At 73.3% G+C, this 21,225-nt stretch carries 19 protein-coding genes and 1 pseudogene; 10 read left to right on the forward strand and 10 right to left on the reverse strand.

Annotated features, from left to right (window positions below):
- Positions 1-46: 46 nt before the first annotated feature.
- Complete coding sequence (locus tag CTZ28_RS10995) at positions 47-1,534, reverse strand: cytochrome P450 (RefSeq protein WP_121889111.1); 1,488 nt, start codon at positions 1,532-1,534, stop codon at positions 47-49.
- A gap of 131 nt (positions 1,535-1,665) precedes the next feature.
- Between CTZ28_RS10995 and CTZ28_RS11000 the strand changes: the two genes are divergently transcribed.
- Both CTZ28_RS11000 and CTZ28_RS11005 read left to right on the forward strand, forming a co-directional pair.
- Positions 1,666-2,274, forward strand: a complete 609-nt coding sequence (locus tag CTZ28_RS11000; RefSeq protein WP_183154340.1) for a TetR/AcrR family transcriptional regulator — start codon at positions 1,666-1,668, stop codon at positions 2,272-2,274.
- 113 nt (positions 2,275-2,387) lie between these two features.
- On the forward strand, positions 2,388-3,113 hold the full coding sequence (locus CTZ28_RS11005; protein ID WP_121889113.1) for a DUF2470 domain-containing protein: 726 nt from the start codon (positions 2,388-2,390) through the stop codon (positions 3,111-3,113).
- Here CTZ28_RS11005 and CTZ28_RS11010 read toward each other — a convergent pair.
- The 3 genes and pseudogenes from CTZ28_RS11010 to CTZ28_RS11020 form a co-directional block, all read right to left on the reverse strand.
- Positions 3,081-4,280 carry a lactonase family protein gene (locus CTZ28_RS11010; protein WP_183154352.1) on the reverse strand — a complete coding sequence of 400 codons (1,200 nt, stop codon included), beginning with the start codon at positions 4,278-4,280 and terminating at the stop codon, positions 3,081-3,083. The two genes, CTZ28_RS11005 and CTZ28_RS11010, sit on opposite strands and share 33 nt — an antisense overlap.
- A 162-nt stretch (positions 4,281-4,442) precedes the next feature.
- Positions 4,443-5,444, reverse strand: a pseudogene (locus tag CTZ28_RS11015) (hypothetical protein); the annotation flags it as partial.
- A 27-nt stretch (positions 5,445-5,471) separates the two neighbouring features.
- Entirely contained in the window at positions 5,472-6,728 is a 1,257-nt protein-coding gene (locus CTZ28_RS11020; protein ID WP_121889114.1) for an FUSC family protein, read from the reverse strand.
- 186 nt (positions 6,729-6,914) lie between these two features.
- On the opposite strand from CTZ28_RS11020, the gene CTZ28_RS11025 reads away from it, so the two are divergent.
- Both CTZ28_RS11025 and CTZ28_RS11030 read left to right on the forward strand, forming a co-directional pair.
- Positions 6,915-7,895 carry a phosphotransferase family protein gene (locus tag CTZ28_RS11025; protein WP_121889115.1) on the forward strand — a complete coding sequence of 327 codons (981 nt, stop codon included), beginning with the start codon at positions 6,915-6,917 and terminating at the stop codon, positions 7,893-7,895.
- Between the two features lie 91 nt (positions 7,896-7,986).
- Positions 7,987-9,276, forward strand: a complete 1,290-nt coding sequence (locus CTZ28_RS11030; protein ID WP_121889116.1) for an ROK family transcriptional regulator — start codon at positions 7,987-7,989, stop codon at positions 9,274-9,276.
- Positions 9,277-9,801: 525 nt separating this feature from the next.
- Here the strand turns inward: CTZ28_RS11030 and CTZ28_RS11035 are convergent.
- Positions 9,802-10,764, reverse strand: a complete 963-nt coding sequence (locus CTZ28_RS11035) for an SDR family NAD(P)-dependent oxidoreductase (RefSeq protein WP_121889117.1) — start codon at positions 10,762-10,764, stop codon at positions 9,802-9,804.
- A 288-nt stretch (positions 10,765-11,052) separates the two neighbouring features.
- Positions 11,053-12,102 (reverse strand): PHP domain-containing protein, encoded by a 1,050-nt coding sequence (locus tag CTZ28_RS11040; RefSeq protein ID WP_121889118.1) that lies wholly within the window; start codon positions 12,100-12,102, stop codon positions 11,053-11,055.
- Between the two features lie 133 nt (positions 12,103-12,235).
- Between CTZ28_RS11040 and CTZ28_RS11045 the strand changes: the two genes are divergently transcribed.
- Positions 12,236-12,481, forward strand: a complete 246-nt coding sequence (locus CTZ28_RS11045) for a hypothetical protein (RefSeq protein ID WP_121889119.1) — start codon at positions 12,236-12,238, stop codon at positions 12,479-12,481.
- 12 nt (positions 12,482-12,493) lie between these two features.
- Here CTZ28_RS11045 and CTZ28_RS11050 read toward each other — a convergent pair whose 3' ends face one another.
- The 4 genes from CTZ28_RS11050 to CTZ28_RS11065 form a co-directional block, all read right to left on the reverse strand.
- Positions 12,494-13,732 (reverse strand): ricin-type beta-trefoil lectin domain protein, encoded by a 1,239-nt coding sequence (locus CTZ28_RS11050; RefSeq protein ID WP_121889120.1) that lies wholly within the window; start codon positions 13,730-13,732, stop codon positions 12,494-12,496.
- A gap of 388 nt (positions 13,733-14,120) precedes the next feature.
- The gene (locus tag CTZ28_RS11055) at positions 14,121-14,783 is read right to left on the reverse strand and encodes a DUF4230 domain-containing protein (RefSeq protein ID WP_121889121.1); all 663 of its coding nucleotides are present in this window, start codon (positions 14,781-14,783) and stop codon (positions 14,121-14,123) included.
- A gap of 104 nt (positions 14,784-14,887) precedes the next feature.
- Positions 14,888-15,280 carry an anti-sigma factor antagonist gene (locus tag CTZ28_RS11060; RefSeq protein ID WP_259471543.1) on the reverse strand — a complete coding sequence of 131 codons (393 nt, stop codon included), beginning with the start codon at positions 15,278-15,280 and terminating at the stop codon, positions 14,888-14,890.
- A gap of 121 nt (positions 15,281-15,401) precedes the next feature.
- A complete protein-coding gene (locus tag CTZ28_RS11065) occupies positions 15,402-16,352 on the reverse strand; it encodes an NADP-dependent oxidoreductase (RefSeq protein WP_183154341.1) in 951 nt (316 codons plus the stop codon).
- 470 nt (positions 16,353-16,822) lie between these two features.
- On the opposite strand from CTZ28_RS11065, the gene CTZ28_RS11070 reads away from it, so the two are divergent.
- From CTZ28_RS11070 to CTZ28_RS11090, 5 genes are read left to right on the forward strand one after another with little or no spacing between them, the layout of a single operon-like run.
- Positions 16,823-18,601: a sensor histidine kinase gene (locus CTZ28_RS11070; protein ID WP_121889124.1), complete on the forward strand. Its 1,779-nt coding sequence runs from the start codon at positions 16,823-16,825 to the stop codon at positions 18,599-18,601.
- Between the two features lie 5 nt (positions 18,602-18,606).
- Entirely contained in the window at positions 18,607-19,017 is a 411-nt protein-coding gene (locus CTZ28_RS11075) for a roadblock/LC7 domain-containing protein (protein WP_121889125.1), read from the forward strand.
- On the forward strand, positions 19,014-19,385 hold the full coding sequence (locus CTZ28_RS11080; RefSeq protein WP_121889126.1) for a DUF742 domain-containing protein: 372 nt from the start codon (positions 19,014-19,016) through the stop codon (positions 19,383-19,385). Before CTZ28_RS11075 ends, CTZ28_RS11080 begins: the two co-directional genes overlap by 4 nt.
- The gene (locus CTZ28_RS11085; RefSeq protein WP_121889127.1) at positions 19,366-19,971 is read left to right on the forward strand and encodes a GTP-binding protein; all 606 of its coding nucleotides are present in this window, start codon (positions 19,366-19,368) and stop codon (positions 19,969-19,971) included. Before CTZ28_RS11080 ends, CTZ28_RS11085 begins: the two co-directional genes overlap by 20 nt.
- The gene (locus CTZ28_RS11090; protein ID WP_121889128.1) at positions 19,968-21,212 is read left to right on the forward strand and encodes a cytochrome P450; all 1,245 of its coding nucleotides are present in this window, start codon (positions 19,968-19,970) and stop codon (positions 21,210-21,212) included. Before CTZ28_RS11085 ends, CTZ28_RS11090 begins: the two co-directional genes overlap by 4 nt.
- Positions 21,213-21,225: the final 13 nt, after the last annotated feature.

The raw sequence follows: 21,225 nt of genomic DNA on the forward strand, positions 1-21,225 counted from the left end.
GTGGGTCGATGTTGCCCGGGGTAGTGGCGGGACTCGGCTGGTGGTGTCAGGCGTTCGTCCCGTGTGCTGGGCAGCGCGGCGCTGAGTTCGGGGTGCGGCGGGTCAGCCGTAACCGCAGTCCCTGGGGCATCAGGGTCAGCCGCTCGGTCACCCGTAGCCGGTAGCCGGGGTCGGCGCCGAACTCGTAGCGGCGCAGCAGCAGGCCGAGGACGAGCGTCGCCTCGTGCAGCGCGAACTGGCGGCCGATGCAGGCCCGCGCCCCGGTCCCGAACGGCTTGAAGGTGTGCGGGGCGCGGGCGCGTACGGCCTTCGCGTCGAACCGGTCCGGGTCGAACCGCTCGGCGTCCGCGCCCCACACCTCCGGGTCGCGGTGCAGCATCGGCGTCAGCACCAGCGCCCAGCCGCCCCGGCGCATCGGGTGCTCCCCGGCCAGCACCGTGTCCTGGCGCGCCTCGCGGGCGAACGCGGGCGCCGTCGGCCACAGCCGCAGCGACTCGTCGAGCACCCGCCGCACCTGGCGCAGCCTGGCGACCTCGGCGTAGCCGGGCGCGGGCGAGCCGCCCCAGACGCGGTCCACCTCGGCGCGGGCGCGGGCCGCCACCTCCGGGTGCCGGGAGAGGTAGTGCAGCGCGAAGGAGAGCGCCCCCGAGGTGGTCTCGTGGCCCGCGACCAGGAACGTGATCACCTGGCGCCGTACGTTCTGCGGCGACAGCCGCTCCCCGGTCTCCGGGTGGGCCGTGGCCAGCATCCGGTCGAGCAGGTCGCCGTCCCCGCCGCCGCTCGCGCGCCGGGCCCGGACCAGATCGTCGACGGTGCGGTTGAGGTGAGCGAGGTCGGCCGCGTTCCGCTGTGACGGGCCGCGCAGCAGCAGCGGGGCCAGCGGCGAGGGGACGGTGTTGAGCCGCTGCGCGTAGCTGAGCGCGCCCACCATCGCGGCCACGAACGGGTGCGGCCGGTCGCGTTCGAACGAACCGAAGTCGTGCCCGAACCCGGTGCGCGCGATGGTCTCCAGCGTCAGCCTGGTCATGTCCCCGGGCACGTCCACCGTATGTCCCGCCGCGAGCCGCCGGTCCCAGTGGTCGGTCAGCTGCCCGGCCACCGCCAGCATCGCGGTGTGGTAGCCCGCCATGGCCTCGCGGCTGAACCCGGGCGCCAGCACGTCGTGCGCCAGCTGCCAGTTGGGCTCGTGGTTGTACGCCGTGAACAGCCCGTCCCCGGCGATCGGACGCAGGTTGGCGATGCCGAGGCCGACGTGCTTGGCGAACCGGGACTCGTCCGCGATGTCGGCCGCGAGCCGCGCGCCCCACAGGAACACGAACTCCTTGCCGAACACCTTGCGCCGGAAGATCGGGCCGAGCCGGCGGGCGTGCCGCAGGGAGTCCTGCACGGGGGTGTGGCGGTCGGTGCCGAGCACGTCGCCGAGCAGCGGCAGGCGGTGCGGGGGATGCGGAATGCGGTGCAGTTCGGGCCAGCCGTGCGCGGCGCCGCGGAAGCCCTTCGGCAGGGCCGTCGCCGCCGTCGTCGTCTCCGCCATGTCGCCATCTCCCTCGGTCCTGCGGCAGGTCGGGCGTGCCGTACGCGTGCCGGACGCGTGTTGTACATGGGTTCAATAACGGGTTTCAGTCTGGTCCCGTTGCTGAACCGGCGTCAAGTAAGGTGCGGGGCATGGCCGCGGACCAGGCAGGGCGCACCCGGCGCAGACTCAGCACCCAGGAGCGTCGCGAGCAACTCCTGTCGGTCGGGGCCAGGTTGTTCTCCGAGAGCCCCTACGACGACGTGTGGATCGAACAGGTCGCCGAGATCGCCGGCGTCTCCCGCGGGCTGCTCTACCACTACTTCCCGACGAAACGGGACTTCTTCGCCGCGGTCGTCGAGCGGGAGAGCGAGCGGATGCTGCGCATGACGGCGGCCGTGCCCGGCGTGCCGGTGCGCGAACAGCTCACCGCGGGACTCGACGTCTATCTGGAGTACGTCGAGACCCATGCCCATGGCTACCGCGCCTTCCACCGCGCCGACGCCGCGGGCAACCAGGCCGTGCGCCGGGTCTACCGGCGCGCCCTGGCCGCGCAGGAGCGGCAGATCATGGCGGCCGTCGCCGCCGATCCCGAGTTCGGTCCGCTGACCGGGGACCGGTCCGAGCTGAGGCTCGCGGTGCGCGGCTGGCTGGCCTTCACCACCGCGGTCTGTCTGGAGTGGCTGCGCGGCTCGGGGGCGGGCCGCGAGCAGGTGCGCGATCTGTGTGCGCGCGCCCTCCTGGGGGTCCTCGCACCCTGACCGAGAGTGTCCTTGCGTTCTGGCCGGCCGGCCGCTCCAGGGCCGGTTCTGGTTGGCGTACACCGTGATCTCCGATAGGTTAGGCAAGCCTTACCTAAGAGGAGGTTTCTCGGATGGGTGACAGCCAGACCTGGACGGCCCGGCCCGGCACGGCCGAGCGGGCCCGTTCGGTGCTCGCCGCCGCATGGTCGTGCACGGTGACCGCGGAGGGCGGGCGCGAGGAGCTCGTCGGGGCGCACACCGTGACCGACGACGGGCGGGTGATCCTGCACGTGCCCGAGGACAGCCCCCTGCCCGCCGCCGCGATCTGCGCGCCGCGCGGCGAGCCCTCCGCGGTGCTGGAGTTCGCCGACGTGGCGCCCGTCCCGCTGCGCAACCGGATCCGCGCCCGGCTCTGGCTGGCCGGCTCGCTCGCCCACGAGGACGGCCGGATCGCCTTCCGCGTCACCCGGGTGGTGCTGCGCCGCCCGTCCGGTGCCGAGCTCGTCGACCTCGACGAGTTCGTCGCCGCCGCACCCGACCCGCTCGCCACCGCGGAGGCCCGGCTGCTCACCCACCTCGCCGACGCCCACCCCGACGCCGTCGACCGCCTCACCCGCCTCGTGGAACCGGAGAGCCTGCACGCCGCGACCCGTGTCGTGCCGCTCGCGGTGGACCGGCACGGACTCACGCTGCGCATCGAACGCACCGGCTCCCACGGCGACGTACGGCTGCCGTTCCACCGGCCCGCCGACACCCTCGCCCAGCTCACCGAGCGCATCCATGTCCTGCTGGCGCAGGCGGCCTCGGCCACCCGCCCCCGCGCGCTACAGCGGCAGCGCGCAGACGGCGACGGGTGAGGCGAACGGCTCGCCCGCGAGCCGCAGTCCACCGTCGGCCGCGTCCACGTGGAACACGCTCACCGTGCCGGAGCGCTGGTTCGCCGCGAACAGCAGCCGGCCGTCCGGCGAGAAGGCGATCTGCCGCGGGAAGTCACCGGCCACCGGCACGGTGTCCAGCAGCCGCAGCCGGGCGCCGTCCGCCTCCACGGCATAGCGCGCGAGGCTGTTGTGGCCGCGGTTGGCGAGATAGGCGAACGCGCCGTCCGCCGTGACCAGGATCTGCGCCGGGTAGTTGGTGCCCGCACCGGACCCGGTGGACTGCGGCGCGCCGATCCGGAGCCGGCCGGTGTCCGCGTCGTACGCGCACACCGCGACCGTGTCGTCCACCTCGTTGGCCAGGTACGCGAACCGGCCGCCCGGGTGGAAGGCCAGATGACGTGGCCCGGCGCCCGGCCGGGTGTGCGCCCGGCCGACCTCGGCCAGCGTGCCGCGCGTCAGGTCCAGCCGGTAGCTGTGGACGCTGTCGGTGCCCAGGTCGACCGCCAGCACATGGCCGCCGTCGGGACCGGTGACGAACTGATGGGCGCGCGGCCCCTGTTGCCCCGGGCCGGGCGGGCCGGAGTGGGTGACCAGCGCCGTGCGCTCCCCGAGGGCCCCCGAGGCGTCGATGGGATGCACGGCCACGCTGCCCGACCCGTAGTTGGCGCTGAGCAGCCAGCGCCCGCTCGGATGCACCGACAGATGGCAGGGCGCCGCGCCGCCGGTGCCACGGGAGCCGAGGATCCGCCGGTCGGCACGGCGCACGGCGGTCACGGCCCCGTTCGCGCGCTCGTCGACCGCGTACAGGGTGCGGCCGTCCGGATGCGCGGCGAGGTACGACGGGTCGGCGACGCCGGTCAGGGTGCCGGATCCGGTGACGGCGCCCGTCGCCGGGTCGTACCGGGCCAGGCCGATGCCGGTGCCGCCGCCCTCGGCCGAGGTGTAGGTGCCCAGATAGAGGGGGCGGGGGCCGGACGGCTCGGCCGGGCGCCGGGGCTCGGTGGCCGGCGCGGGCGCCGGCTGTCCGGGCTCGGCCCGCGGCGCCGCCGGTGCCGGCAGGGCCACCGTGGCGGCGCCGCCCGCCAGCGCCCCGACGAACCTGCGCCGGCTCCAGCCGCCGCTTGTCGCTTCCGCACCACTGCCCATGCCCGCACCTTCGGAATGTCCGCTGCTCCGGTCGTGACAGCCACCATGACGCGGAGCACCCCGCGAAGGCAAAACGTATCGGCTCCGCCGGGTGGGGTGCGGGGGTCGTTGCTCGGCTGCGGCGGGGTCGTGGCCGTTCGCGCAGTTCCCCGCGCCCCTATGGGGCGCTCCCGGTGTGTTCTTCAGTGGTACTACCTGGCCGTCGGTCGGGGGCTGCCAGGGGGCGGGATCGGTCCCGAGCCAGTCGCCGACCGGCTTGACCGCGGCCAGCTCGTCCGCCGCGGGGAGATCCTCGGCGTCCTCGTCGTAGTAGTCGTACCAGGGCAGACCCGCCCGGGTGTACGCCGCCCGGTCCACCGGCGACGGCGGCGGCGCCTCGCCCGTGATGCGGTGCCACTGCGGCGGCGTCACCAGATGCACGAACACCCGCCCGGCGGGCTCGTCCGTCCAGTCCCGCGCCGGCCGCTCGTCCCGGTAGACCTCCTGACGCATCGAGCCGCCGACCCCGAGCCCCATGGCCGCCGCGCGCGGCGGGGCGGCCGGCCCCGCGCCCGGAGCGGGGGCCGCGGCCGGCGGCGCCGCCCCGTATCCGGCGGCAGGACCGGAGCGCCGCCGCAGCGTCCGCTGGGCCCGGCGCCAGGCCGCGAGCGGCTCGGCCCTCAGCGGGAACGACTGCAACTGGATCCCGCCCCACACCTGCTCGCCCGTGACCTGCCCCTCCACCGTCGCGCCCAGCCCCAGCGGCACGGCCACGAACTGGCGGACCGTCCCACTGCCCGAGTTGATGCCGTCGAGCCAGGGCTGCCGGGGCAGCACCACATAGTTCTGCGGCTTCCGGGACAGCCGGTCGCTCCACGGCCGGCCCGAGACGGCGCACACCTTGCCCACCCCGACCTGGAGTGCGGCCGGCTCCGCCGAACCCGAGAAGTCCAGCCACATCGCCTCGCGCAGATACACCGGCAGCATCACACCGCCGCGGGCCCGCCACCGCTCCGGCACCGTGTCCGGGTGATCGGCCACCCGCCGTACCGGGAACTCGCCAAGACCCGGCGGCAGCGGATGCGTGCCCGTCTCGGGCAGCCGCAGCGTGCGGATGAACCGCACCGCCACCCCGCCCGGCAGCCCCAGCGTGTTCCCGTCGATCCGTACGGCCGTGTCGGTCACGTGCACGCCCCCTTCGCCTGTCTCGCCTCACCGACCAGAACGTCCACCGGCACCCGCGCGGTTCCGGCGCAGCCGCTCCGGCACGCCCACCCGCTCCCGCACCCAGGACATCCAGGGCAGCCGGTCCCGCTGCTCGCGCGAGACCCGGTCCAGCTCCTCCAGCAGCCGGCGCGAACGGTGCTCGGTGTCCAGCTCGTCGATGATCCGGTTCACCTCGGTCAGGGTCGCGCCGAGCAGCTGCCAGAGCCGTGGGTCCCGCTCGGCCTCCGCCCGCAGCAGCAGGGCGACCTTGTCGCGGGTGTTCGCCGCCGTCTGGAGCTCGGCGGTCAGTCGCGCCTCGGCGGACTCGGCACTGACGCTCAGATCGGTGGTCACCAGCACCGCGAAGCTGACCACCGCGTCACCGACCTCGGACAGCAGCCGCTCGACGGCGGCACCCGTCTCCGGCGAGAACAGGGGATGCGGCGCCCGGGACTTCGCCAGGTCGGTGAAGGTCCTGGCCAGCACCCGCAGCACGACCGTGCAGATCTCCAGCGTGTCAAGGCCGGTCCGCAGCACCACCCGGTGCAGCAGGCCCTCGCGCACGCGCGGGTTGAGCCGCAGGCTGTCCTCGGCCTGCCGCAGGTCCGCGTCCACCTCGACGATGTCGTGGTCGAGCCGGCGCGCCTCGTGCAGCCGCTCGACCGCCAGCTCCCACGGGACGCGCCCCGCGGCCTCCTCGCCCAGCCGCAGCAACAGCCGCCGCACCCGCCGGGCCAGCCCCTCGATCGACTCGCCGGCCTCGCCCACCCACACCGGGGGAGCGAACACCAGATTGCAGGCGAGCCCGACGACCGCGCCGATCAGCGTCTCCACCACCCGGGCCCAGGCCGTGTTGCCGACCGCGGTCACACCGAGCACCAGCATGGCGCTGATCGCCACCTCGGGCACATACTCGTCGACCCGCACCAGGCGCCCGACCGCCAGCGCGGCCACGATCAGCAGGGCCAGGCTCCACCAGGTCAGTCCGACCAGCAGGCTGAAGGCGATGGCGACCAGGACGCCGGCCACCACGGCGTTCACCCGGCGGATGCCGTTGGTGAGCGTGGCGTAGAGCGTGACCTGGACGACCAGCAGGGCGGTCAGGGGCGCGGTCAGCGGCGCGGGCTCCGGGCTCAGCCGCAGCGCGACGACGTACGCGATCGTCGCCGCGCCGGCCGACCGCAGCGTCTGGACGACGGCGGGGTCACGGCGGCGCTGCACGAACCGCTTCGGCACCGCGGTCCACTTCCGTACGTCTGGCATCCCTTGGGCTGTTCCCCGCACACGGACCCGTCGAACGTGCCGACGGCAGTCGCCCAGGCTCCCCGACGGCGTGGCGCGGCGCCTGCTGCCGCGCCGAGCGCCCGCCCCACCGCCGGTCCGTACCCTGGAGCGGGGCCGCCGCCCGACGAGGCGGCGGGGGACAGGGCAGGGGAGGGGCGGCACACGATGCAGGACTCCTGGGCGAGGGCCCGGCTGGCGCTGGCCGACGCGGGCGTCGCGCCGGACCGGCTCGCCGCGGTGCGCCCGCTCGGCGGCGGCACCTACAACACCGTGCAGGAACTCCGGCTCACCGACGGCGAACGCTATGTGCTGAAGGTCGCCCCGACCGCCCCTGGGCTGCGCTACGAGACTCGACTCCTCGTCGCCGAGGCCGAGTTCTGCCGGGCCGCCGAGGCCGCCGGGGTACCGGCGCCGCGCGCCGTGGCCCTCGGCGCCGGTGCCGACGGGCCGTGGCTGCTGCTGACCGCCTGCCCCGGCGAGCCCTGGGACGACTCGCTGACCGAGGGCGAACGAACCTCCCTGCGCACCGAGTTGGGCCGCCAGGTGGCCCGGCTGCACCGGGTGACCGGCCCCGGCGGGTACGGCTACCCGTCCGGCGCCCTCGGCCCGCTCGCCGCCGACTGGCGGACCGCGTTCACCGCGATGTTCGACGCCGTCCTCGACGACGCCCGCCGCTACCGGGCCCGGCTGCCCCGGCCCGTCGAGGAAGTGGCGCGAACGGCGCGGGCCGCCCACGGCGCGCTGGACGAGGTCACCGTGGCCAGCCCGGTCCACTTCGACCTGTGGCAGGGCAACGTCCTGGTGGACCGCTCGGCGGGACCGGCCCGGATCGGCGGACTCATCGACGGGGAGCGGATGTTCTGGGGCGATCCGCTGGCCGACTTCGTCTCCCTGGCCCTGCTCGGGGACATCCGGAAGGAGGAGGCGTTCCTCTCGGGCTACCGGGCGGCCGGGGGCCATGCCGAGTTCGGCACCGCGGCCTGCCTGCGGCTCGCCCTCTACCGCAGCTACCTCTATCTGATCATGCTGACCGAGACCGTGCCGTGGGCGGTGGGCGCGGAACACGGCCGCTGGGTGCGGGAGACGGTCGGCCCGGAACTCGTCGCCGCGCTGGACGAGATCGCCGAACTGGCTCCCCCCTCTTAGCTCATAGCGTGAACTAAGGGTTGGGAGAATATCGCGCCGGGCCCGTGCGCGGAGGTATGTTGCAGGTCGGGCAGGGTTCGAAGGGGGCCATATGGCGGGGCGGAACGGGCGCACGGTACGCGACCTCAGACGGGGCAACCGGACCGCCGTGCTGCAACGGCTGTACTTCGACGGGCCCCTCAGCCGGTTCGAACTGGGCCCCGCGACCGGTCTCAGCTCCGGCTCGGTCAGCAATGTCGTCGCGGACCTGATCGCCGACGGCCTGGTCGAGGAGGCCGGCAGCGTCGACTCCGACGGCGGCCGGCCGCGCACCCTGCTGCGCGTCGCCCCGCACAGCGGACACATGATCGGCGTCGATGTCGGCGAGACCCGGGTCCGGGTCGAGCTCTTCGACCTGGCGCTCACCGAACTCGCCCGGGTGGAGCACCCGTTGGCGCAGCAGCGGTACGACGTCGACGTCATCGTCGGTCATGTCCGCGACGGTGTCGCCGAGGTCCTCGCCGCCGCCGGGACGGAACCCGGCCGGCTGCTCGGCGTCGGCGTCGGTGTCCCCGGCATCGTCGAGCGCACCACCGACCGGGGCGCCGTCGTGCACGGCCAGACGATCGGCTGGGACGCCGTACCGCTGGAGGCCCTGCTCCGTTCCGGCTCCCCGCTCCCGGACGCGGTGCCGTACTTCATCGACAACGGCGCCAAGACGCTGGGCCAGGCCGAGATGTGGTTCGGGGCCGGCCGCGGTGCCCGCAACGCGGTCGTGGTCCTCTTCGGCTCCGGTGTCGGCGCCTGCCTCGTCACCCCGGAGGTGGAGCACGGCCGGGCCGTCGAGTGGGGGCATCTGACGGTACGGGTCCGCGGCCGACGCTGCCGTTGCGGAGCGCTCGGCTGCCTGGAGGCCTACGCGGGCGCGGAGTCCCTGCTCTCCCGCTGGCGCGAGGAGGGCGGGCGCCCGCCCGCGGACACCGACGAGGAGACCGCGCTCACCGCGATGCTGGCCGCCGCCTACCCGGCCGAGGGCGGCGCCGCCGACCCGGTGGCGCTCGCCGTCCTGGAGGAGACCGCCGAGTACCTGGGCGCCGGCCTGTCCGACCTGATCAACCTCTTCCAGCCCGAACGGATCCTGATCGGCGGCTGGGCCGGGCTCCAGCTCGGCTCCCGCTTCCTGCCGGCCGTACGCCGGCACGCGGCCACGTACGCGTTGCGTCATCCGGCCGAGAAGGTGGCGATCGATCTGGGCCGGCTGGGTCCCGACGCGGTGACGGTGGGCGCCGCGATCCTGCCGCTCGCGGACTTCTTCACGCGGGGCGGCCACCGTGCGCCGCCGGTGGCCGAGGACCGGCTGCCGGCCTGGCGCGCGGCACTCGAGGACCGCGCACCCCGCTGACGGCCCGGCCCGGCCCCGCCCGGTCGCCCGCGCGCGGACAGCGCCGTGGCCGGCCCGGCAGGGGCGGGTCTTCCGTCCCCCGGGACACGCCGGACCAGCGGACCGGCGCCGGGTACGCCCCGGGGGAGACCGCACCGCGGAACGCGGCGGCCGACACCGGCGGCGGTGTGCCCGACACCGGCGGCGGTGTGCCCGACACCGGCGGCGGTGCGTCCGGCACCGGCGACGACATCCCCGACACCGGCGACGGTGTGCCCGGCGCCCGCGAGGCCAGGCGCGGGGCGCGGTGGTGCTTCGTTCGTGGGGGCGGGGTGTCGCGGGCTCTCGGCGCCGCATCCGGTGTCGGACGAACCCCTGCGGGGCCTAGGGCCTCTCGTTTGGATCATGCCGGGCTCGCGGGCCCTGGCACCGCGCCTCGCGGCGTTGTCGTCGGTTGTCAGGGCTCCGCCCTGCCGCCCTCCTCCGCCTTGCGATCCACGGCACCAGACCCCGCTCCCTGATCCGGCCTGATCCAGACGAAAGACCCTAGGCGAAGGCGTTCACGCCCGTCAGTTCGGCGGACAGGGTCCACAGGCGGGCCGCCTGCTCGGGGTCGCTCGCCCAGTCCTTCACGCCGACGCGTTCCCCGTCCGCGGGGGCCGGCTCGGCGATGTCGCAGTCCTCCAGGTAGACCCCGCCCATGCCGTCGAGCCGGGGCGAGGTGGCCGCCCACAGCTGGGTGGCCGCACCCTGCTCCGGGGTCTTGAAGCCCTCCGGGTTCAGCGGGTTGCCCTGCTCGTCGATCCAGCCGCGCTCGACCATCTCGGCCCGGGGGAGATGGCGCTGGAGCGGGGTGAGGATGCCGCCCGGATGCAGGGAGAACGCCCGGACCCCGGCGTCCTGACCCAGCCGGTCGAGATGGCGGGCGAACAGCGCGTTCGCCGTCTTCGCCTGCCCGTACGCCTCCCACTTGTCGTAGCCGTGCCGCCACTGGACGTCGTCCCAGCGGATGCCGGAGGCATGGTGGCCCCGGGAGGAGACGGAGACGACCCGCGCGCCGCCGGGCTCCAGCGCCGGCCACAGCCGGTTGACGAGGGCGAAGTGACCGAGGTGGTTGGTGGCGAACTGGGCCTCCCAGCCGGGCCCCACCCGGGTCTCCGGGCAGGCCATGATCGCGGCGCTGTCGATCACGAAGTCGACGGCGCGCCCGGAGGCCAGGAACCGCTCGGCGAAGCCGCGCACGCTCTCCAGGTCGCCGAGGTCCAGCTCGTCCACCTCGACGTCGTCGAGGCCGGTCAGCGTCTCATGGGCGACGGCGGGGCGCCGTGCGGGCACGACCACGCGGGCGCCCGCCCGGGTCAGCGCACGGGTGGTCTCCAGGCCGAGGCCGGAGTAGCCGCCGGTGACGATCGCGAGCCGCCCGGTGAGGTCGATGCCCGCGAGGACCTCGTCCGCCGTGCTGCCGGCGCCGAAGCCCGATCCGATCTTGTGCTGTGCGGTAGTACTCATGTCCGGAACGTTACGAATTCGAGTGCTCTCGAAGTCAAACGGAACCCGCCCGCGGACAGCGGGAAGCCCCGACCGTGACGGGGGAATCACGGCCGGGGCGGCCAGGGGGTGGGCGCGCACGGCGGTCGCCTCTCGGCGAAGGGCTCCACAGGGCTCAAGGCGAACGCCCGTCCCTGTGGGCGGAAGATGAGGCCCGGGGACACTGTCCCGTCCACACCCACGGTCCGTTTAACGGACAACGACCCTCGGGTGTTCCGGCCACAGGACCGCGCACCTGTGTGATCCGCGTCACGCCGGCGAGGTGCGACCCGCCGTCCGCTCCGGGACCCGGCCCTCCCGGGTCCAGGCCAGCAGCTCCGGCGCGGACCAGGTGGTCACCACCCGCTCGGCGGGCACCCCGCACTCCTCGGCCCGCGCACAGCCGAGGATCTGCCAGTCGAGCTGGCCCGGGGCGTGCGCATCGGTGTCGATCGAGAACAGCACGCCCGCCCGGACCGCCGCGCGCAGCAGCCGCCGGGGCGGGTCGAGCCGCTCCGGGCGGCTGTTGATCTCCACGGCGGTGCCCGACTCGGCGCACGCGGCGAACACCGCGTCCGCGTCGAACCGGGACTCCGGGCGGCTCCGCTCGCCTCGCAGCCGCCCGGTGCAGTGGCCGAGCACATCGGCGTGCGGACTGCGTACGGCGGCCACCATCCGGCGGGTCATCGCGCGGGCGTCCATCCGCAGCTTCGAGTGGACGGACACCACCACCACGTCGAGCAGCTCCAGCAGCTCCGGCTCCTGGTCCAGCGAACCGTCCTCCAGGATGTCGCACTCGATGCCGGTGAGCAGCCGGAACGGCGCCCAGGCCGCGTTCAGGCCGGCCACGGCGGCCAGCTGCTCGCGCAGCCGCGCCGGCGACAGCCCGCGGGCCACGGTCAGCCGGGGCGAATGGTCGGTCAGCACCGCCCAGTCGTGCCCGAGCCGCACCGCCGTGCGCCCCATCTCCTCGATCGTGCTGCCGCCGTCGGACCAGTCGGAGTGCAGGTGGCAGTCCCCGCGCTGCTGCTGTCGCAGCCACCGGCCGCCCTCGGCGAGGGGGCCGCCGGCCTTGTCCTCCAGGGTGCGCAGATAGCCGGGCACCTCACCGGCCAGCGCCTCCCGCACCACCTGGGCGGTCTTCGGTCCGACGCCCCTCAGCGACTCCAGGGACCCGGCGGCGGCGCGCTCGGCGACCTCGGCCGCGGGACGCGCGCCCAGCACCCGTGCGGCGGTACGGAAGGCGCGCACGCGATACGTCGGTGCCAGGGACCGCTCCAGCAGGAAGGCGATCCGGTCCAGCGCTTCGACGGGGTCCATCGCCACCTCCACCTCAAGGGTTGCCCAGGCGTGGCGGCGCCGCACGACGGCGGGCGGGCGGGCGTCGTGCGGCGCGCGATGGTCAATCGGGCGGATCGCCCATATCGGTCATGCGCGAATTAGGCTCGATGGCATGACCGAGATAGCGAGCCCGCACATCTCCAGACCGCGGATCCTGGTCCTCGGAGTCATGCGGGGCAGGCCGGGCAGCCCGCCGTTCCGCATCATGGAAGTCGACGGCCAGGTGGTCGGCGCGGCACGGGCCGTGACCGACGTCCTGGAGACCGCCGCCGCGTACGGCATCATCGTCCATGACCTGGACGATCCGGAGGTGGTCCGCTGGGTGGGCGGCGACAAGTTCACCTGGACACCGCACTGAGATCCCGCCCGCTCAGCCGACCGTCCATTTCTGGTTCGCGCCGCCCGTGCAGGTCCAGATCTGCAGCCGGGTGCCGTTGGCGGCGTTGTTGTCCGTGACGTCCAGGCACTTGTCCGCCTGCGGGTTCACGATGTCGTGCGCGGCGGACACCGCCCATTTCTGGTTGGGGCCGCCCGTGCAGTCCCACAGTTGCACGGTCGAACCGTCCGCCGTGCCGTTGCCGGTGACGTCGAGGCACTTGCCGAGCGCCCGGATCGTGCCGTCCGAGCCCACCGACCACTGCTGGGCGGCGGTGCCGTTGCAGTCGTAGAGCTGTACGGGGGTGCCGTTGGCGGAGTTCGCGGCGGCCACGTCCACGCACTTGCCCGCCAGGCCCTTGATCGGGACGCCGGCCGGGCTGTCGCTGGTCGTCACCGACACCGAGTCCACGACCAGTTGCTGCGGGAACACGGTGGAGCCGTCCGGGTCGCCCGGCCAGTAGCCGCCCACCGCCAGGTTCAGGATCAGGAAGAACGGCTTGTTGAACACCCATGCGTTGCCGCCCAGGTCGGCCGGGGTGCGGGTCTGGTAGACGGTGCCGTCCACCGACCAGGTGATCGAGTTCGGCGCCCAGTCGACGGCGAAGGTGTGGAAGCCGTCCGCGAAGGCCTGCCCGTTCGGCAGGGTGTAGCCCGCGCCGATGCCGCCCGAACCGGAGTAGCCGGGGCCGTGGATGGTGCCGTGCACGGTCGAGGGCTCGAAGCCGACGTTCTCCATGATGTCGATCTCGCCCGAGTTCGGCCAGCCGACCTGACCGAGGTCGTTGCCCAGCATCCAGAAGGCGGGCCACATGCCCTGTCCGCGCGGGACCTTCATCCGCGCCTCGACGTGCCCGTACTGGGCGGTGAACTTCCCTGCGGTGTTCAGCCGGGCCGAGGTGTACTGGCATGTGCCGTACCAGCACTGGTAGTTCGCCGGGTTCTCGCGCCGGGCCGTGATGACCAGATGGCCCTGGCCGTCCAGGGCCGCGTTGTTGTTGCCCGACGTGTAGTACTGCCGCTCATGGTTGTTGACGTTGTCGCCGGTCTCGATCTGCCACTTCGAGGAGTCGACCGCCGCGCCCGCGGGGCCGTCGAAGGCGTCGGAGAACGTCACGGCGGTGACACCGGCGTCGGAGGCGTCCGCCTGGGCGGGACCGATCGCGGCGGAGCCGACGAGCGCGGCGGACAGGGCGGCGAACAGACAGCTGCGGAGCAGACGTGGGGAGGCCACGGCTCTCCCTTCCGTACGGCGGCCCGGAGCACGGAGGCGCCGGCCGAGGTGGGGGGTGAAGGTGACGCCTCTTGATTCAAGGAGTGAGATAAGGGATCGTCAATACCTTGGTACGGACCAGCGTCGGATGATCAAGGCGTGCCTGCCGGGCCGTTGGACGGCAGCGCGCGGCGCGGGCTGGTCCGGCTGGGTCCGCGGAGAGCTGCCGGGGCGCGGATCGCTGCGCGTGCGGACCGCCGACGCCGGGCCCGGCTCCGGGGGGAGCCGGGCCGGTCCGACGGCGAACGCCACCATGCGGGCGCAGACGGCCGGCCTCGCCAACAGCCGTACGGGCAGCGGAAGCCCGGGCCGCTCCACGGAGCGGCCCGGGCGGGCCCGGGCGGTGCGGTCAGTCGCGGTAGGAGACGTGCACCTCCGTGAAGCCGAGGGAGCGCAGGAGCCCTTGGAGCATGGCGGTGGTGTTGGTCTCGGCCCGGGTGGTCAGTTCGCTGTCCCGGGCCGCCTCGCCGATGTGCCGTACGGCGAGCTGCTGGACGGCCTGTTCGCTGTTGGGGTTGTCCGAGAAGAAGTCCCCGAGCCGGTTGAGCAGTCCGCGCTGCTTGGAGACGGTGTACGAGTGGTCGGCGTCCAGGGCCGGCTTGCCCAGCCGGGCGTGCGGCAGACGGAGCGTCGCCGACGTGCGGTCACCGTCGACCGTCACGTCCCGCTCGCCCACCTGCCCGAGGTCGACGTAGCCGTCCACGGTGCCCGTCCCGACGTACAGGGTGCGGGTGCCGCGGATCGCGTCGGGCAGGTACTTGGTGTCCTTCTCCAGGTCCACGACGACCTGGAAGGTACCGGAGGCGGCGTCGTAACGGCTCATGTCCCGGATCGACTCCAGGAGCGCCGGGCCGGAGCGGTCGTGCGTCTCGGTGCCGAACAGGTCCTTGATGCCCGGCAGCACGGCCAGCCGGATCCCGGCGAAGAACACCGCGAGCACCAGGACCACGGCGGTCAGGGCCTTCGCCCAGCCCGGCATGCGTCCGGGCAGCCGCGTGATGGCAGTCGTCATGTCGACGGTCCCCCTTTCTATCGTCTGGATGCCCCTCGAAGCCCCATGTCAGTCGGCCCAGTTGGCCGATCGGCGGCTCGACCGGGAGCACCGGGGGCGGACCGTCACCACGAGCCGGACGTGGCCTCCGGCTGTTCCAGGGCCGCGTCCACCGTGGGCCGCGGGGGCAGCAGCCGGGTCAGGCCGGTGACCCGTAGGACGCGCAGGGTCAGCGGGTGGGTGCACACGAGATGCAGCTGCCCGCCGCGCTCCAGTACCCGGGCGCGCGCCCGGTAGAGCAGGCGCAGCCCCGAGCAGTCGAAGAACTCGATGTGCCGCAGATCGATCACGACGCGGGCGCCGGGCTGGTGCGTCACCCGGTCCAGGTGCGGGCCGATCTCCGTGGCCGCCGCGATGTCGATCTCGCCATGGAACTCCAGCACCGTGGCGCCGCGGTCCTGGCGGACGCGCAGGTGCCGGGTGAGCGGTGCGGGTTCCTGCCGCGGTTCCGGGCGCACGACGTCACCTCCCACCCGTGCCGGGAAATCTGTTCCCCGCCCTGCAAGTTACCCTCGTTAGAGGGAATTTGAGCATGTTCGGTTGACATATGTCTTCCAGTTTGGCCGCACGCGTTGCGGTTCAGGCCGTCACCAGGACCAGTTTTCCGGTCGTCCGGCCGGTCTCCCCCAGCTCGTGCGCCCGCGCGGCCTCGGCCAACGGGAACGTCTCCGCGATCGTCGCCCGCAGCCTGCCCTCGGTCACCAGCGCGGCGATCGCCCGCATGCCCGCACGGTCGGCGTCCACGAGCATGCGGACCGCCCGTACCCCCAGCCGCGCCGCCTCGTCGTACAGCTCTCGTGAGCCGACCGGCAGGATGGACACCAGGATCCCGCCCGGGCGCAGCACCCGCAGCGAGCGGACGGCGTTGTCGCCCCCGAGGGTGTCCAGCACCACGTCGGCGTCCCGCACGGCTTCCGTGACGTCGGTGCCGCGGTAGTCGAGCGCCTCGTCCACGCCGATGCCCCGCAGGAAGTCGTGCTTGCCCGCGCTCGCCGTGCCGATCACATACGCGCCCCGGGCCTTGGCGATCTGTACCGCCACATGGCCTACCCCGCCGGCCGCCGCGTGCACCAGCACCCGCCGGCCCGGCGCCAGCTCCGCCGTCTCGACCAGGGCCTGCCAGGCGGTCAGCGACACCAGCGGCAGCGCGCCCGCCTGCGCATGGTCGATCCCGGCGGGCTTGTGGGTGAGCGCGCGGGCGGGGGCGACGACGTACTCGGCGTGCGAGCCGTGCCCGAACGGGTAGGGCAGCATGCCGAAGACCTCGTCCCCGGGCGCGAACGCGGCCACACCGATCCCCGTCTCCTCGACCGTGCCGGAGACGTCCCAGCCCAGGACGAAGGGCGGCCTGCCCAGGAAGCCGCCGGTGGCCCGGTGTTTCCAGTCGGTGGGGTTGACCCCGGCGGCCCGGACCCGGACCAGTACCTCGTTCGGGCGCGGTGCGGGCCGCTCGAGCCGCACCTCCTTGAGCACCTCGGGGCCGCCGAGGACGTCCTGGCTGATTGCGCGCATCGTGTTCACGCCATTCATGATTCCCCGGACCGCCCCGGCCCGCAGTCCGGAACCCGCCACCCGTCCGGGCCGCGGTCCGCACCCCGGCCCGCCGGCGCCCCGGTCCCCCTCTCACCGGAACCACCTGGTCGCCGGCCTTGCTCGGGACGGTCGCCGGCCGTTCGCGTGGCCCGCCGCTGACCGGATCCGTCGCCCGCGGGCCGTCGGTTCTCGGCCGTGTGCGGGGCGGGCTCAGCGGCGGGTTCTGCGGCCAAGTCCCCTGATTTGTAAGGCGTTTGGCGATTCGGGCCACCTGTCGGACAGTGACGGAACCCTCACGTCCGCAGGCCCGCGATGTTGATCTTTTCTCGTTCGAACCAGATAAGCTCCAGAACGTCACCGCGAGTTGACGGGACCGTTCCATCGAGCGGTTGACTCGCCGTGCCCATTCATGAGTGCGGTCCTTGCGCACCACCAAATCGTGATCGTGTTGCTTTCGAAGGATGCAGATGGAACTCGCCACTCCGCCACCGGCGGCGCGGGCCCCTGTCGCCTGGTACAGCTGGTGGCTGATGCCATTGGCCATGGGAGGCGGGACGGTTGCCGCCACCTTCATGAGCTCGGAGCGAATAACCGCTGCCGTTGCCGGTGCCGCCGTGACTGCTGCCGGCTCCGTGTGTGTACGGCTGCTGATCCGCTCCCAGCGGCAGTTGCGCGGCCTGCAGGACAGCTCCCGTACCACACAGGCCGAACACTCGCAGCAGTGGCAGCAGCATGTTGCCGGCCTGGAGCGGAAGTTCGCCGCGGAGCGCGCCTCCCTGGAGGCGCAGCTGACCGAGCAGGGCGCCGCCTTCGAGGCCCAGGCCGGTGAGCGGGCCGCGGCCCAGGAGGCCCAGCTCGCCGACGCCGCCCGGGCCTACGAGGAACGGCTCGCCGATCAGGCCAAGTCGTACGAGGCCCAACTCGCCGACCGGGCCGAGATCTGGGAGGAGCAGCTCGCCCACCAGCGGGCCGCGGTCGCCCTGCTCGCCGACGAGCAACTGCCCGAGGCGCTGGAGCAGTTGCGGGACGGCGACGCCATCGACGACGTGCTGCCGGGCATGCAGTTCGCCAACGTCGCGCCGGATCTCCAGGCGGACCTGCGGCGGATCCTGCGGACCTCGCTGATGAGCATCGAGGAGGAGCTCAACCGCTCCACCTCCGCCGAGCAGGCCGTGATCAGCATCGGCAACCGCATCCACGTACTGACCAGCAAGCTCCGTGGCCGGCTGCACGAGATGCAGGGCGAGCACGGCCGGCTGCCCACCGTGGCGCGCGGCCTGATGCAGCTGGACCAGGAGCTGGGCCCCGCCGACTCGCTCGCCGCGAGCATCGGCGTCCTGGGCGGCTCGGACCGGCCGGGCCGGCAGTGGCAGGAGCCGCAGCGGCTGCTCAGCGTGGTGCGCGGCGGCATCGGCCGGATCAAGGACTTCCACCGCGTCGAGGTGCGCCACCTGCCCGAACTCGGCGTCGACGGCGGGCTGGTGGACCATCTCACGCTGATCTTCGCGCACCTGCTGGACAACGCCGCCCGGTACTCGCCGCCCACCGAGCGGGTGGTCATCTCCGGCAAGGAGGTCCCGAACGGCGTCGGCATCGAGATCCAGGACTCCGGCAAGGGACTGAGCGAGGAGAAGAAGCGCGAGGCGGAGCACTCCCTCGCGGGCACCGCGCCCGGCCCCGGTCTCGGCGGCGTCTCCGAGGACGCCACCATCGGTCTGCGCGTCGTCGGCATCCTCGCCCGCCGCTACGGCATCCGTGTCACCTTCGCGGACTCGCCCTGGCTCGGTACCTCGGTCGTCGTCGTGGTCCCGCACAAGTACTTCAGTGCGCTGCCCGCGGCCCCGTCCGCCGTTCCGGCCGCCGACCCGATCGTCCCGGCCCCGGCGCCCGCCGCGGCCCCGGCGCCGGTCGTGGAGCAGAGCCCGGTCGCCGCACCGCCCGCGGCCGAGCCCGCCGAGGTCCTGGAGACCACGCCCGGCGGACTGCCGCGGCGCCGGAGCAGACGGCGCGAGACGGAGCCTTCGGAAGAGGCCGGACGCGGCGGTGCCACCGCCGTCTCCGCCGTACCGCCGGACGCGTCCTTCGCCGGCCTGGCGGCGTTCGCCACCGCGGGCCGCGACTCTGCCGGCCATGCGCACGCCGAGTCCGGCGAGGCCGCACCCGGCCCTGCACCCGAAGCCGCAGCGGGGTCCGCGGAGTCCGCCGCCCGTGAGTCCACCGAGCACCGCACTGAAGAGAGCGACTAGTCCACATGACGCAACAAGGAACCGACGTGAGCTGGGCGCTCCGCGATCTGGTGGAGAGCATCCCGGAGATCCGCTTCGCCCTCGTGGCCTCCAGTGACGGCAAGGCCATCACGTCCTTCGGCGCCGAAGACCCCGACGACGTGGACCGCTTCGCGGCGGTGGTGGCCGGGCTGCAGGCCCTGGCCCAGCCGGTCGCCGAGCAGTTCCCCAAGTACGCGGGCCAGCTGCGGCTCGCGATGATCGAGGTCGACGGCGGGCATCTGTTCGTCGTCCGCGCGGGTGTCGAGACCTATCTGGGCGTCCTGACCCGCGAGGGACTCGACCAGGGCCTGCTCGGCCACCAGATGAGAGATCTGGCTCGCCGCATGGGCGAGCTGCTCGGCACCACTCCGCGCCTGGAGGAGCACTCTGGATGAGTGCTCCCCGTCCGCCCACGGACCCGTCCGGCCTTGAGCGCTACTACGTCCTCACCAACGGACGCAGCAGGCCGGGCGGTTCTGCGTCGAGTCTCGACGTGGCGACCCTCATCGTCTCCCTGACCGCCCCCGCTCCGGGCATGCAACACGAGCACGAGGATATTGTCCGGCGCTGCCGCGATCCGCTGTCGGTTGCCGAACTCGGCGCCCATCTCGGATTGCCCTTCAACATTCTCGCGGTGCTGCTGGCCGATCTGCTGGACGCAGGCCGCGTCGAAGCCCGTGACCCCATCCCGGCCCACGACGCCGGACGCGGGCTCGACCTCGCGCTCCTTCAGGAGGTACTCAGTGGACTTGAAAGGCTTTGACCAATCCGGCCGACCCGCCGCCGGAGGCACCCGCTCGGTCAAGGTGATGATCGCCGGCGGGTTCGGCACCGGCAAGACCACCATGGTCCGCGCCGTCAGCGACATCAAGCCGCTCACCACCGAGGAGACCCTCACCCAGGCCAGTGCCGGCGACGACCACCTCATCGGCATCGCCGACAAGGCCGAGACCACCGTCAGCCTGGACTTCGGCAAGATCAGCCTCAACGACAGCCTGATGCTCTACCTGTTCGGCACCCCGGGCCAGGAGCGGTTCTGGTTCCTGTGGAACGGTCTGTTCAAGGGCGCGCTGGGGGCGATCGTCCTGGTGGACACCCGGCGGCTGGCCTCCAGCTTCCGGGCGATCGAGGAGATGGAGCGGCAGAACGTGCCCTTCGTCATCGCCCTCAATGTCTTCCCGGACTCCGCGAACCATCCGGTCGAGGAGATCCGGGACGCCCTGGACATCTCCCCGCACACCCCGGTCGTGGAATGCGACGCCCGCGACCGCGCCTCCAGCCGTGATGTGCTGGTCGCGCTCATCCGTCACCTGCAGGAACGCTCGGCCGTCGCAGTGGAGTCCCGATGAACGACCAGTCCCACGACCCCGGGGCGTCGGGCGGCTGCCCGGTCGCCCACGGCGCGGGCGTCACCCGGCTGTACGGCTCGGACGCGGAGCGGGATCCGCACGGCATCTACACGGTGCTGCGCGAGCAGCACGGCGCGGTCGCCCCGATCCTGCTGGAGGGCGACATCCCCGCCTCGCTGGTGCTCGGATACCGGGAGAACCGGCGGGTGCTGGACAACCCGCTCCAGTTCAGCCGGGATTCGCGGATCTGGCGGGACTGGAAGGAGGGCCGGGTCGCCGAGACCTCGCCGCTCATCCAGATGCTGGGCTGGCGGCCCGACTGCGTCTCCCAGGACGGCGAACCGCACCGCAGGCTGCGCGGTGCGGTCACCGACAACCTCCTCGGCGTCACCGGGCGCGGCATCCGGCGGCACGTCACACACTTCGCGCACAAGCTGATCGACGCGTTCGAGGACGCGGGCCGCGCCGACCTGGTGACGGACTTCGCCGACTACCTGCCGATGCTGGTCCTCACCCGGGTCCTCGGGCTGGCCGAGCGGGAGGGGCGCACCCTCGCCGAGTCCAGCAACCAGATCCTCAAGGGCGGTGCCGACGCCCTCGCGCACAACGAGAAGATCATGAGTGTCCTCGGTGACCTCGCGGCCCGCAAGCGCTCCGAGCCGGGTTCGGACTTCGCCTCCGGGCTCATCGGCCACTCCGCCGATCTGGACGAGGACGAACTCGTCAACCATCTGCGCCTGGTGCTGATCACCGGCCACACCATGACCAGCAACCTGCTGGCGCGGGCGCTGCAACTCATCCTCACCTACCCCGAGCGGCGCTCCGAACTGGTCAGCGGGCAGCTGAACATGTCCGCCGTGGTGGAGGAGGTCATGTGGAACACCCCGCCGCTCGCGGTGCTGCCGGGCCGGTTCGCCACCTCCGACCTGGAGCTCGGCGGCTGCCCGATCAAGGAGGGCGATCTGCTGGTGCTCGGCCTCGCGGCGGGCAACGCGGATCCGCAGATCCGCCCGGACACGGCCGTCTCGGTCGTCGGCAACCAGTCGCATCTGGCGTTCAGCGCCGGGCCGCACGAGTGCCCGGGGCAGAACCTCGGCCAGGGCATCATCGAGACGGCCGTCGATGTCCTGCTGCACCGGCTGCACGGCCTGCGGCTGGCCGTGCCACCGGCGGAGCTCACCTCGACGGCCTCCACCTGGGAGTCCCGGCTGGACAGCCTGCCGGTGGAGTTCGCCGCCTGACGCGCGCGGGGCC

The sequence above is a fragment of the Streptomyces shenzhenensis genome (assembly GCF_003688995.1).
In the GTDB taxonomy this organism is placed as follows: Bacteria; Actinomycetota; Actinomycetes; order Streptomycetales; family Streptomycetaceae; genus Streptomyces; species Streptomyces shenzhenensis_A.